The sequence below is a fragment of the Tsuneonella flava genome (genome assembly GCF_002870965.1).
Classification (GTDB): Bacteria; Pseudomonadota; Alphaproteobacteria; order Sphingomonadales; family Sphingomonadaceae; genus Tsuneonella; species Tsuneonella flava.
This window is the reverse complement of sequence record NZ_PHSO01000005.1, coordinates 592,404-605,483: the sequence shown is the minus strand read 5'-3', so window position 1 is coordinate 605,483 and position 13,080 is coordinate 592,404. Positions and strand designations below refer to the sequence as shown.

At 60.2% G+C, this 13,080-nt stretch carries 7 protein-coding genes; 1 reads left to right on the top strand and 6 read right to left on the bottom strand.

The window, feature by feature from the left end; all coding sequences use genetic code 11:
- Window positions 1–137: 137 nt before the first annotated feature.
- The 4 genes from CV013_RS09825 to zorA are packed head-to-tail and all read right to left on the bottom strand — an operon-like array spanning window position 138 to window position 8,003.
- Window positions 138–3,953 carry a DEAD/DEAH box helicase gene (locus CV013_RS09825; RefSeq protein ID WP_102155052.1) on the bottom strand — a complete coding sequence of 1,272 codons (3,816 nt, stop codon included), beginning with the start codon at window positions 3,951–3,953 and terminating at the stop codon, window positions 138–140.
- Entirely contained in the window at window positions 3,947–5,353 is a 1,407-nt protein-coding gene (locus tag CV013_RS09820) for an EH signature domain-containing protein (protein ID WP_198591848.1), read from the bottom strand. Before CV013_RS09820 ends, CV013_RS09825 begins: the two co-directional genes overlap by 7 nt.
- A complete protein-coding gene (locus CV013_RS09815) occupies window positions 5,350–6,078 on the bottom strand; it encodes an OmpA/MotB family protein (RefSeq protein ID WP_006832463.1) in 729 nt (242 codons plus the stop codon). The genes CV013_RS09820 and CV013_RS09815 overlap by 4 nt, the downstream gene beginning before the upstream one ends.
- Window positions 6,078–8,003 (bottom strand): anti-phage ZorAB system protein ZorA, encoded by a 1,926-nt coding sequence (zorA, locus tag CV013_RS09810; protein ID WP_102155051.1) that lies wholly within the window; start codon window positions 8,001–8,003, stop codon window positions 6,078–6,080. The genes CV013_RS09815 and zorA overlap by 1 nt, the downstream gene beginning before the upstream one ends.
- 473 nt (window positions 8,004–8,476) lie before the next feature.
- Here zorA and CV013_RS09800 point away from each other — a divergent pair, with 473 nt between their 5' ends.
- The gene (locus tag CV013_RS09800) at window positions 8,477–9,112 is read left to right on the top strand and encodes a S24 family peptidase (RefSeq protein WP_006832465.1); all 636 of its coding nucleotides are present in this window, start codon (window positions 8,477–8,479) and stop codon (window positions 9,110–9,112) included.
- A 10-nt stretch (window positions 9,113–9,122) separates the two neighbouring features.
- On the opposite strand, the gene CV013_RS09795 is transcribed toward CV013_RS09800, so the two are convergent.
- Together CV013_RS09795 and mobF are read right to left on the bottom strand one after the other, a co-directional pair.
- A complete protein-coding gene (locus tag CV013_RS09795; protein WP_102155231.1) occupies window positions 9,123–10,031 on the bottom strand; it encodes an HNH endonuclease in 909 nt (302 codons plus the stop codon).
- A 72-nt stretch (window positions 10,032–10,103) separates the two neighbouring features.
- Window positions 10,104–13,028 (bottom strand): MobF family relaxase, encoded by a 2,925-nt coding sequence (gene mobF / locus CV013_RS09790; RefSeq protein WP_102155050.1) that lies wholly within the window; start codon window positions 13,026–13,028, stop codon window positions 10,104–10,106.
- Window positions 13,029–13,080 lie beyond the last annotated feature (52 nt).

Below are 13,080 nucleotides of genomic sequence, written 5' to 3'. Positions count from 1 at the left end.
TTCAGATTTGAAATCGCGTCCTTCCATCCCCGCACTCACCCCCGGCACCTCTCGCAATCATGGATGCCAGACAACACCCTCACTTACCTCAACATCTCTGAACGTTACTTCATAATCAATGATGAAGGTCAGGTTTTTCAGTGCATTGCCCGAGAGGTCGAAATCGAGCCCTCGTAAAAAGCATTCACAACGCAAGACCAGCGCGCGTTCATGACACCGTCAATACCCCGTCCAAGATCCCAGATGACGGTATCGCCATTCTCCAGTTTAGCCCTCACGAAACGATCGTGCAGGTCCCCGCCCGACCGCCGTGACTTCTGTGCGAGGTGGAGGGGGACGGAGGCCAGCATACGGTTCCACCGATCTTCAAGGTCCTGGCGCTGGTCACGCGTACTTTCAGGGTCACGAGTCTGCACGGAATCGGCGTCGAATGTCACGATTTGCACGGCCGCGATTTCCGAAGCGAGCTGTTCAAAGCGACCGATGAAATTGATGAGGCGCCCGCGAGCCTGCTCGTCAGCGCAACAATAGGGGTCCTGGATTTCGAGCCGTTCAATTCGTGCGTCGCGCGCGTACTGCTCGAAAATCGTCCAGTCGCGTTGTCCATATTGTTCGAACACGACCCGCTGAACGAAAGGAACGCGCGCTTCAGCCGCCTCGACGGGAGTACGCACAGAGAGGATGGGGCGCCGGTTTTTGCGCTCGGCATTGCTCGATGCTGTCTCGCCAGGATCAGAGTGAGACTGTGAGCGCGCCGCTTCTTCTAATCCTGGTTCTGCCGCGTGCTCCGCAGCCGGATCAAGGTTTGCGGAACTCGCTGTGTTGTCGCTCGCGGGTCCGCGGGAGCGAGCACTCTCCTCGTCTCCCGTCGGCTCTTCGATTTCCTGCTGTGCGACTGGCGGGGCAGGCGGTTCTGCTTGTCGAACACTCGCGCTGTAATCGGTGTCCTGAATATCCTTGTCCACCTGCCCTGCGGCGGCATACGCACTACTTCGATCACGGTTCTCTGCAGGGCGCCCGTCGAGCACATCGGAAAGCAGGTCTTCTACATCGCGATCGCTCTCCGGCGGCATGAGCAGACCCCGGCTCAGCGAGCGCTTGCGCTCCATGAGGGCGTCGAGACGCTGGTCGAAGCTTGAAGGTCCGATCGCTTCGTCCGGATGGACAGCCATAGGGATGTGAATGGTCACCGGCCTGGTCTGACCGATCCGGTAGGCGCGGTCCGTCGCCTGATCTTCAACGGCCGGATTCCACCAGCGGGACAGATGGATCACATTGTTTGCAGCGGTGATCGTGAGCCCCACGCCGCCAGCCTTGGGAGACAGGATGAGAACGTCGAATGAGGCTGGCGAACTCTGAAAGGCAGTGACCATCTCCTGGCGCTTATGGCCCGCAACCTTCCCGCTGATGCACATCGGGCGGCGCTCGAGCGCGAAGCGCTCCTGAATTGCCATCGCGAGGAAGGCCTGCATCTCGAGATCTTCGCAGAATAGCAGGGCCTTTTCGCCGCGCTGCCTGACCTCCTCAAGGATTTCGAAGGTCTTCTTCAGCCGTGCAGATTGCCCGATGTACTCGTCGATGTTCGAAATTCCGCGCGGCGGTGACGGGTGGAGCGATGTACCGCGCAGCATATGCAGCACTTTGAGCATCGCACCCTGTTCGCCACTTTCCCGTAGCGCTCGCGCTCTGGCCAGCACGAGGTCGTAGGCCTGCGCTTGCGCGGTTGGCATCTCGACCGGATATTTGCGGGCCTTCTTCTCCGGCAACCCGGTCAGGATTTCGTCCTTCATCCGGCGCAGCATGAAAGGCGGAAGTTCTTTGTCGCGCTCGATCAGACGGTGCTGGAGATCGCCAAGGCGCTCGAGATCGTTCGCAGGGAAGCTGCTTTCGAATTCCCGGCTCGAGCCAAGAAAACCTGGATAGACCGTATCGGCAATCGACCACAGGTCCTGCAACCGGTTCTCGACCGGTGTGCCCGTCATAGCGATCTGGATTGTGCCGTTCAGCGCCTTTGCGGCGCGGGTCATCTGGCTGGCAGGATTCTTGAGCTTCTGTATTTCATCGTAAACGATTGCAGCGAACGGAATGCGCGCGAAGCTCATGTGATAATCGCGCATTGTTTCGTAGGTCGTCAGGACGATCCCGGCGTCATTCCATTCGGACACGTCGAGACGCGAGGTTCCCCCGCGAATGTCGCTCCCAGCCTCGAGACGGAAATTGCGCAGGTTGGCACCGAACGCCTCGACAACAGGCCCCATGAGCTCTGCTTCGATGTGCAGAGAAAGCTCGGCTTGCCAATTCCGCAGAAGACCTGTGGGCGCGACAATCAAGACGGGCTTCGGGTGAGGCGTTTTGCTGCGCAGCCACAGGAGGAACATGAGCGCCTGGAAGGTCTTTCCGAGCCCCATATCGTCGGCGAGCAAGACGCCCGGCATGCGGCGCTCCCAGGCCTCGGTAAACCATGCGAACGCCTGCACCTGGTGAGGCTTGGGTTCCGATCTCAGTCCCTTGGGCAGCTCGGGAGCAGCGAAATCTTGCACTTCAGCGTCGGGACGAGGCAGCCGCGCGTAGTCCAGCTGCTCAAAATTCTCTCCGACCTGAAGGAAGAAGATATCGACGCTCTCGCGTTCGGTTCTGTCCGAGGCGCGTCCCTCGACCTCATCAGCGATCTCACGTTCGAGGTCTGCAATTGCTCGCGCGGCCTGCAGGGTTGCAGGCGTCGCGGGGATGCTTTCGTCGCGCCAGGCGATCGTCTCCTTGCCTGCGTCAATCGCTGTCTCGACTTCGCTTGCGATCGTTTCAGCTTCACCAGGAGCCAACTCGACATGACGCGCGTCGGGCGGATCCCCGATCCGCAATCCAAACCCTTCGGGCAGCCAGCTGTTCGGCTTGGGTTTGATCCAGGGTAGGACCGGCTTTTGCCAGACCTCGATCCCGCTGACCCTCTCGGAAAACTGCTGAGTCTCGATGAAGAGACGATCAGCTGCCTCGTCATCGCCTGCCGCGTCAAGCTTGAGCTCCTCACGCAGGATACGTTGCGGCGAACGCAGGAATTCGCGCTTTTCCTGTGAGGTGCCCACCTGCTTTGCGCGCACGATGTCGAGGGCCTTGCCCAGCATCGGGTCAAGAAAAAGGAGCGTTCCGTCGGAAAGCAGATAGCTTCGCCGCCCGCCGTCCTGACCCCGGAACCGGCGCTGAAAATGCTGATTGTCCTGCGGGGTAAGCAGCGACGCTTCTTCTTCGTCGACCAGGTCACCCTCAGCGCTCTCGCTTACGTTTCTCGAGAAGAGGACGGGGTCGAAGTCGAAACGTCCATGGTCGGTCTTTGCGTTGAGTGAAAAATTGGCGGCATAGGCAATCCGGACACGCTCGAGAAAGCCATCTGCCTCGATGCCGGTGCCGATGTCATCTCCGAGCGTCGAACGTAGCTCGGCAAAGGCAGCACGGCGCTGATCGGGATCATCAGCCGCATTGACTGCAAGTGCGGCCTGGAAGGCCGAATAGATCGGCTCGGGAATTCGTCCCACACGCCCGCCCTCTCGCAGACGCGCGCCAGCGATGTCGGCTCGAACCGGCAGACCACCGCGGCGGACCCATTTCGTATCGACTTTGATTGTTCCTTCAGCGAGCGAACCTCCCGAGTTGAGCTGAAGGGTTATTGATGTAGCCGGAGGAAGGCCGAGGGCGAATGCGTCGGCTTCATCGAGCCGTGCAACGATCTGCGGTGGAAGGACTATGCCTTCCGCCTCCTCGCTGATCTGACCATCGTTATCGAGAGCTCGGGCCAGCGCCAGAGCGGCCTGCCCAGCTTCGGGGGCTACTCTAGGCCACTCCGAGACCGGCACAATTTCGCTTGATGCTCGCCGGAAAAGCCCACCTGGCTGCTCGCGGAGAAGCGCAATCGTCTCACCGCCGTCCTCGTTCTGTGTGGCAATGAACTTGGTCGTTACCATCGATCATTCCAGTTGCGGCCCCGGCCTCTCCCGAAACGAGGATGCGCGATTGATGTCCGGCGATGGATGATACCGGCGAACTTGCCTTCCCATCCAGGACTCGCTGGGATATGGGACTCATACTCGAAATCCGACCGTCCGCTGGTGGTCCGCAGCTTCCCGCCGTCGTAGACCTTTGCGTAGAGTTTCGGAGCTCCGGGATCGGTGTCACTCCAGAAGCGGCAGGATCCGTTATCGCTCCATTCCGATATGCGCAGATCGCCTATCTGCATGATGATGGATGAAGACTGGGAGGGACCTCCTCGAATTTGACCGTATTCTGGTCGTTCGCCACTCTGGCGAATAAGAGAATCGATTTGATATTTCGCGCGTGATCCCAGCGCGGGCCATGCGTCGGTGACCAATCCTTCATCAAGGTATGCAATCCAAAACGCTTCTCGTTGCTTCCACTGATCAGGCCGATCCGTGGTCTTCGCGATGGCGCGGAAGAACTCGCGCATGGCGACTTCGGTAAGCCAGCGCTTGAACACCTGAGTGACCTCGCGCGCACGCTCTTCACCGATCGACTCGGCGAGCGATCGTACGATCCTGCCCCACCGGGTACGCTGGAGACGCGGATCACCCACCTGATCGAGCAGAAACTCGGAAATTGCCTTTCGATGCTCGGGTTCGGGTTTGGTCCTGATCCAGGGTTCTAGCAGGGCGCGGACAACCAGTTCCAACTGTCCCGCCTGCGCTTCTGTATCAAACATACGCAGGATACTGCGCTGCGGGCCGACTGCTTCTGCAGGCTGAAGCTGTGCGGTTGCCTTGCAGGTCTCGGCGAAAGTTGCCTGACCAAACCCGCTCGCCGCAAGGTTTGCGCCAAGACCTGTCTCGCGCATCAGATGGAAAATGCCGTCTGCATCGCGTGTAACAAAATCGCGCGCCACTTTGGCTGGTCCCATCTGCGGCTTGAACAGATGCCACCGTGCGCCGCGCTCGCGCCATGCCCAGTCATGCCGAACGGCAGCGCGGGATGCAGCTTCTGCTAGCATTGGCATGATCGAGCGGCCTGTCGGGAAATAGGTAAGGTAGCCATCGATCACGGCCTGGTCGGAACTGCGCCGATGATCGACATCGGCCCGTTCGAGCGCCGCCACACCCAGCTCATCGAACTCCGGGTCGCACCATGCGCCGCGCAGGACCCTGTTGAGCTGAAACCGCGCTAACCCGTTTGCGCCGGTATCGGCCGCTCCTCGCAGGAATGGCTTAAGCTCAATGACGGGCTCTGCTTCGCCCACACATGCATCGAGCTTTGCCAATTGTCGCTGCAACTCAGGCTGTGTCGTCGGAGGTTTAGCCAGTCCAGCCGATGCCAGGGCCTCCATTCTCGCGATTGCAGACCGCAGCGAACTCATTGCTCCTGCCTCAAAATATCGCGGTCGAGGCCGGCGCTTGGCGTCGTCATCAGGAAGCGCAAGTCGATCCGACGATTACGCTTCTTGGCTTCTTCGGAATCTCCACGATCGACGGGACGGTCGGGACCGTAGCCGCTCAGACTTAGGATCGGTGCCGAGCCGTCCTCTCCCGCCGGTCTATTGAGAAAACCGCGAAGGGCCGGTTGGTTGCGCTGGAGCATGGTGAAGGTCGTCTCTGCCCGGCGCACCGAAAGTCCATAGTTGTTCATGCCACCAGACATGACGTCGGAGTCCGTGTGCCCCTCGACAAAGACAGCATCGATCAAATGCGGCGAGCGTTCGCCTTCGCAAAGATCGGAGGCGGTATAACACGGCAGGACCTCAACCATGGCGCTGGCAACTTTGCTGATGGCGGCCTGCCCCCTCTCCGTCAGTTCCCATTGGCCTTTGTCGAACAGGACATCGTCAGGGAGCCTCAGAACTCCGGTCTTTGTGTCGATTTCTACCTGGAGCCCTCGGTCTTTCAAGGACTGCTGCAGATCGTTGAGGATCTCGGCGCGGGTCCTGTTCGCGCCGGTCAGCTCTTCGGTCTTGGTCTGCAGATTGAGGGCAAAGTAGGCCAACAGGATGATGAAAATAAGAAGCAGGCCGACCATCATGTCCGTCATAGACATGAAATAGCTTTCGCCCTCTTCAGGCGGCTTCCGGCGAACCACGCCTTCCATTATTCAGCGGCTTCCCTGTTCTGGTTTGCAAGGATGCCGGCAAGTTCCTCAACGGTATCCCGCAGGGTCGTGAGGGGTTCGAGTGCGCCGGCGAGCTGCGCCACACCATCGCCCAAAGCCTTATCGATCTGGCCGACCCGTTCGTTGAGGTTCGACGCATGGTTGCCGGCAGCATCCGAGATCTTCTCGATTGCGTCACCAAGAGCGCGGTCCACATCCTCGAAGCGAGCACGATATTCCGACCATGCAGAGGAGGCCGCACTCGCGGTTTCGCTTAGCGCTGCCGCAAGCTGCCGCATTTCGTCACGAGCGCTCTCGGATGACTGCGCATTTCGGGAAACGATGGTCTCAACCGATTTGACTGCTTCGGCTATTGAGACTGCCGACTGGCGTACAGGCGCGGTTGCCGCCTCAACGTCGTTGGCAACGGTTCCGAACGCCGTCGCCAGATCGCTCGAGCGAGCGGCGACTTGCTCGATCGCTCGCGCGTGATCTCCGATAGCACTTTGTGCGGTCGAGAGACGGTCCGCAGACGTAGAAATGGCATCGCCCGCGTCTTTCATGCTGCCTACCAGCGGGCCGCCGGTCTGGTTGAACCGTTCGACGAACTCGGAAAATGACTTTTCCATTGCCTCCTGGCCGATCCGGGCCGCGTCATTCGCCGCGCGTGCCGAGGCTTCACCCATCTGGCTGGCCGCCGAGGCGAGGCCGGATTTCATATCGTCGAGCGTATTGCCAAGATTGCTCAGCAACTCGTCCATCCGCTGTCTGGCAAGCTCGCTTGCCTGCTCGTTTTCTTCGCGCATGCGGTCCGCTACGACGCCGAAACTGCGGTTGAGCTCGCCAAATGCTGACCGCATCTCTTCTGAAGCCTGGCCAAAGCGCCTGACAGCTTCCTCGATCTGGCGGTCAGCTTCGCCGGTCTGTTTTTCGATACGTTCGGACATCGTGGCCATCGAGACGGTCATTGCGCCAATGGCATCTGCGAGGCCCGCCATCTCGGCACCGGCACTTGAAGCGATCGCGTCGCGGACGGCTTCACCCCCGCCACCGCTGATCTTGTCGATGCCCTGCTGGATCGACCCCAGGTGCGTGATCATGGGCGCCATCTGCTTTTCCAAGGCCCCGTCGAGGGCGGCGGCAAGCTGTTCGGAAAAGGTGCGGAGTGCCGGAGTCTGCTCTTTGAGCTGTGCCAGCTGATCGCTCGCAATCCGTTGCGGCGGCAGATAGGCCATTCCATGCTCGAGTTTGTCACACAGCATGGACAGCCCATCATTGATACGCTTGCCGAAGCGGTAGTCATAGGATCGAAGCACGATGGAAGCCACGATGCCCCCCACAGAGGCCCAGAACTTCGCTCCGGCTACCTTCATGAGATCATTGAGCCGCTCCTGCATCGCATCGACACCGCCGCTGAAGTCGAGTGTCGAGAGAGCTGCGATGATGCCCAGGAAGGTGATCAACAGGCCGATGGCGATGAAAGTATTCGCAAACCAGTTCAGCCCCCGATGACGGTCGCCGAGATTGACGAAGAAGTGTTCGGGACGAGCGGAATTCTGGAGAACATCGGCCGAGGGATCGACGATCGTTTCGCGATATTCCTCCCAGGTTCTGCGCAGCGGAAGCGCCTCAGCGTCATTCGCCTCCATCATCTGGGCATCGATATCATTGAAGCGGCGCGCGAACTCGAGGCGCGCCTGATCGACATCGGCGGTGCTGCCGCCGGTTATCTCGTCGAGCAGGCGAACGCGGGCGTCGATCGCATCAGCAAGAGGGGCATGATATTGCCGCTTGTAACGGTACGCGATTGCGAATGCTGTTCCGATCAGCACAATTGCCAGAAATGCCGCCATCGCATCGCCGATGAGCGGGATTTCCGTGAAGAAGTAGATCAGCCCATGGCCAAGCCATTCGGTAATTTCCATGCAGCCCCCAGAAGCCCGTAAAGGTAACGGGCTCCTGCGAACCGGTGCGGAAGCAGGCCAAGCTTGCGAAATGCAACCGGACGGAGAAACCCTGAATGAGCCAGACGGTATCGGACCGCAGAGCTCGCGCCAAGGCAGGTTGCGACAAACCCATGAGAATTTCGTGAATTTCGAAGAACTATTGAAGCGGATTTCTTGTTTTCAGGTAGTACTCCACCTTCTCGATAGTCCTTCTACGCGGCCTGCGACCAGCTCGTAGGTCAAGCACGAAGCGCGGATCGCCAACCGCCCGACGACCGAACCGTGTCGCCGACATGTGCGATTCTTTCAAATGACGCTCAATGCGATCCAGCAATTTCATGGCCTTCCTCGACTCACTCAGCACTTGTGTTCCTGTTTTGTTCTTAGTAGGAAGGTTCCATCGAGTCTAGGAGATTTCCTTCTCTCCTGAGACCGCCAGAAGGAACTACACGATGGAACATGTCAGAGAGGAGCTTGATCGCCTGATCCAGCAGCGACGGCTCGGATATTCCTCGATCTCGCGGATGATCGGACGAAACTCGTCCTATATTCAGCAGTTCATCAAGCGCGGCTCGCCGCGCAAGCTGGATGACGATGACCGGCGTACGCTTGCCAGCTTCTTCGGGGTCGACGAGCAAGTGCTTGGCGGACCGCCTGCACCCATGCGTGATGGGTTGATCGAAATACCCGTGCTCAATGTCGATGCGTCGGCAGGCTTCGGAGCGATTGCCGAAAGCGAGACTGCCCATACCCGCTTCGGTTTCGACGAACGCTGGCTTGCCAGGCTCACCAGAGCAAAGAGTGCCAGCCTTTCGATCATCCACGTCCTGGGTGACTCCATGGAGCCGACACTCAGCGATGGCGACGAAGTGCTCGTCGATGCGTCGGACCAGGGTTCGCGGCTACGTGACGGCATCTACGTCCTGCGCGCCGACGATGCGCTGGTCGTCAAGCGCGTGACGCTCAAGCCAGGTGGCCGCAAGATCACGATTAGCAGCGATAATTCGGCCTATCCCAGCTGGGATGATGTCGACCGGTCCGAAATTCAGGTGGTCGGCCGTGTCATCTGGTTCGGGCGCGCGGTCTGATCCGACCTGATCAGAATCCTGCAAAACGCGCGCGATGCTTGGCAACGAAGTCCGGCCGGGGGTGATCCCGCGGATCGATCGGAAGCCTGATCTTCTGTCCTGAAGGCGGGAAGAGCTTCAACAGATCGGACGGCACCTTGTTGTGCGATACGAGCAGGCACAGGTTGTCGTCGAATGTAATGAGATGCCGGTCGAACAGCCAATGGGCGGTAGCCGAGAGTGCCACGCCGTTGGGTACAACGTCAGGTCCGCCATCAGCGACAGACCAGATATGGGCCGCCTGTGCCTCCGCTTTCCCGCCACCATTGATGATCCGCAATCCCGTGACGGCGCAGGTGCTGTCATAAGCGTCGAGAACCTGATTGCGGAAACTGGCGGCACGGATTTTCTTGTTCACCAGGATCTGCTCGATCCGGCGTTCGCCAAAATCATCGGCAAGGAGCGCGGCAGTTGCATCGTCGATGTACCGCTCGTCGAGCTCGAGCCTGATCCGGTTGTCCGGGTCGAGCGTCTCGCTCAGGCCCTGATTGACGATGGCGACGAAATCATCGCCATCGAGCGTGCGCACCGATTTTCCGCGCAGCGTCCTTCCGGCATCGCCAGGACGGGCCATCTCGCGAAGGAAGCGTTCGGCAAAGCGTCCGTCTTTGTCGCGGTAGGAGACCGCATCATCGAAGGGTAGATAGTCCCTGACGCGCGCATAGTAATGGGTTGGATCAGCCTCATCGGGATCGATCCGCTCAACGAAGGCGGTCGCGATATAAGCCATCCGGCCGCCCGATACCCGGGTTTCACGGTAAAGGATCCAGTCGCTCTCGAGCTGGCGGGCCTGAGGAAGATATTGCGAGGGGAAATGATACCGCTCGGTGATGAAGTCGTCGTAGCGCGAGTTGCCGCTGATCTCGAAAACACCCTTCACCGGCAACGCTCCGCACTTCTCTCGAACAGGCATCGTGCCTGGTAACGCGGAAATCGTCCAGGCTGTCGGTTATCAAATGCCGATTTCGAAAGGCTTTACCCTTTCCTTGGTGAGTTCGGGCTTGTCACTTTCAGGCGAAGCGCTGCCAACATCCTTGTCTTGTGAAAGGCCCTTGGCCGCTGCCGCTTTGAGCCTTTGCGTTACTTCAAGGGCCGATGCTTTCTCGCCGCTGTTGGACTTGATGGCCCGGCCGAGTTTCTCGGCATTATCTGCAATCAGCGTAAGGCCGTCGCGAAGCCGGGTGACCGTGACCAGGAAGGTCTGCCGATTGGCGAGATTGCGTTCGCGGCTGTCCATCACTGCGATCCCGCGATCCGAAGTAAGTCCCTGCGCCATATGCGCATTGAGGGCGTAGGCGAGGTCCAAGCGTTTGAGCATGGGGTCGCCGCGGCTCAGGCGGAGCTCTTTGCCCGCTGATGTCTCCACCAAGACGCCCTTTGTGTCGATGGCCACGATCCTGGCCTGGTCGGCGTTCAATAGCCCGCGCTTGTGGTCGTTGTCGGTCCAACGGATCTTGTCACCCTCGATGATGGAAAGCGCCTTGCGTTCGAAGAGCGACAGCCGGCTATCGACTGCGCCCGGCCGCAATCGCGCGGGATTGAACTTGCGAAGACGCCCCTTCCTGTCCTCAAGCACGAGCTGCTTGCGCGCATGGTCGATGGTTTTGACGGTGTAGTCGCCCTTGGAGAGTTTCTGGGTGCTGTCGCGCGAGCGAAAGTTGAGGACCATGCCTGGTTGGTAAGTGCGAAGATAGCGCAGCTCCTCGTGTGTCACATTCACCCGCGAATGAACGGTCAGCCGGCCCGATCGTGGGCCGAGCTCGCCATTGGCCTTGAGTCCGCGCTGAACAGCCTCGTTGACCGCAGACCGTAAGGCCCGTCCCGAAGCGTAGATCGAGGTCCGATCCCGATCTGCCGGGCTGAGCGAAAGCCACTTTTCGGCAGCAACAATCGCACTGTCCCCGCGAGCCTCGATGGTTGAAGGAGCAAGAGCCCGGAGCGCATCGTCGATGCGTCCCTCCTGCGCGGCTGCTTGGGCTCGCCGCAGGACGGGATCGCGGCCGCGCAAATTCACATCCATGTTGGCGCGCTCGATCCCGGCCTGTTGGACGAGGTCGAACGGCTTACCGGCATCGACGGCACCAAGTTGTCGCTTGTCGCCGACGAGAACCAGGCGCTGGACTTCGGCAAGGTTAGCCAGCCGTACCAGCTTGGCCTTGTCCTCATTCGACACCATCGAGGCCTCGTCGAGCACCAGGACATGGTATCCGAGCGCGCTCCGAGCCTCACTCAGCAACGTGGCATTTCCCGGCTCGTGCAGCAGCCTGCCCCATTGCGCGAGAAAGCGGGCGGTGGTCATCGAACGGATGCCGGTATCGCGCTCGAGCATCTGGACGAGCGTGTTCTGCACGGCGAGCCCTAGCACTTGCTTGCCTTCCTCGCGGAGCAGCTGGGTAACCGGCTTCATAACGCTGCTTTTGCCCGCCCCGGCTATGCCCTGGATCGCTACGATCCTGTCGCGCGACGAAAGGACAAGGCTCGCCGCATTCTCCTGCCCTTCGTTGAGCGAAATTCCGTGGTTGAGCGCAGCAACAGCCTGAACCCGCTCTGCAGCGTCCGCCCGATCCAGGATGGGCAACACCGCACCACGTCCCTGGTCGACATTCGCGAGAATTGTGCTTTCAAGGTCCAGCGCCTCCCGGCTCGCCAGCCAGCCTTTGTGCTCGCCTTTGCCGGCTTCGAGTGCGCCGCTTCTGACCAATGCGTTCACACGGGTTTCGATGTGGTCGACCGTCGTCGGAAGCCCAAAATCGAGCGCAGCCTTCAGCAATCCCTCACGCGGGAAGGCTGCCTCGCGCTGCGAGAGATGGCGCACCGCGGAAGCAACAGCCTGCGCGGCCGCGATGGTCGATGCATCCTGCTTGAGGACATGGGCAGGGATCAGTGGATCGGCCGGATCGCCCTTGATCCGCTGCGCGAACTCTCTCAGCTTCGCAATTCCGCGCTGCAGAAGGCTGCCCTTATTCGCGCTGGGAATGTCCTTCGTTGCGGCACGCATCTGCGACGCATCGATCAAACCGGCAAGGTCAATCCCGGCTTTCTGGGCTCTCTGCTGCCATGCATCGAGAAGGCCTTCCCGGTCCCTGACGGGCGCCTTGCTTTTCCTTGTATCGAGCACAGCAATGTCACGGGTTTTCGGGGTGTTCTCACCCAGCTGGCGTACCGCGTCGAGGACTTCTTCGCGCCGCGTCGAAAGGGCCATGAACTGCTCGCGGGAAATGCCTCCGGCTTCGAAGTTGCCATGCTTTCCAACCGGCCCGGCCTCGTAGCCCATCTTCTCGACCGCCAAGCGAAAGCGCGCCATGGTCATCGAGTTGAGCAGTGTGTTGAACGACCAAAGCTTGTCATTGCGAAGCGCGCGCCACTTCCCATCGCTGCCTTGCGTGACGTTTGCCACGACCGCGTGAAAATGCAGGTTTGGCTCCTGGTTGCGGTTGGTGTCGTGCTGGAAAAGACCAATCGTCAGGTTATCTGTCGCGACCTTCCCGTAACCAGCCTGACTGCCCATCCGGGTCTGCGCCGCGTTCTTTTCTGCCCAGCGCAAGGTCTCGATGACGGCCTCGCGATAGGCATCGATAATCCGCTGGTCGCCGCCCACCAGCGCGAGCAGCGACCAGCTTTTCGGGAGTGAGAATGTGAGGTCGGTTCCCGGCCTGTGGGCCTGGCCCGCGTTGCCGACCTGGATGCCACCGGGAAGTTCTCCCCGCAGCAAGGCATCGAACTGCTCGGCACTGACGCGGCCCTCAAGGCCAAGTCGTTCCGCTCCCTTCCCGACCCAGGTTCCGGAACGATCGGCATCGGCGCCGGTGTAGTAATTGTCTGCCGCGAAATAGCTCGCGGCAGCCGAAGGGGAGCGCACATTGGCGACGGAAAGCATCCAGTTTGGTCCTCGTCACGGCTCCCCTCGCCGCCGGGTAATCCCTCCCCAT

Excerpts from the sequence above, each read along its gene's own strand:
- CV013_RS09825 (WP_102155052.1), bottom strand. The coding sequence starts at position 3,953 with ATGGTAACGACCAAGTTCATTGCCACACAGAACGAGGACGGCGGTGAG.
- CV013_RS09820 (WP_198591848.1), bottom strand. The coding sequence starts at position 5,353 with ATGAGTTCGCTGCGGTCTGCAATCGCGAGAATGGAGGCCCTGGCATCG.
- CV013_RS09815 (WP_006832463.1), bottom strand. The coding sequence starts at position 6,078 with ATGGAAGGCGTGGTTCGCCGGAAGCCGCCTGAAGAGGGCGAAAGCTAT.
- zorA (WP_102155051.1), bottom strand. The coding sequence starts at position 8,003 with ATGGAAATTACCGAATGGCTTGGCCATGGGCTGATCTACTTCTTCACG.
- CV013_RS09800 (WP_006832465.1), top strand. The coding sequence starts at position 8,477 with ATGGAACATGTCAGAGAGGAGCTTGATCGCCTGATCCAGCAGCGACGG.
- mobF (WP_102155050.1), bottom strand. The coding sequence starts at position 13,028 with ATGCTTTCCGTCGCCAATGTGCGCTCCCCTTCGGCTGCCGCGAGCTAT.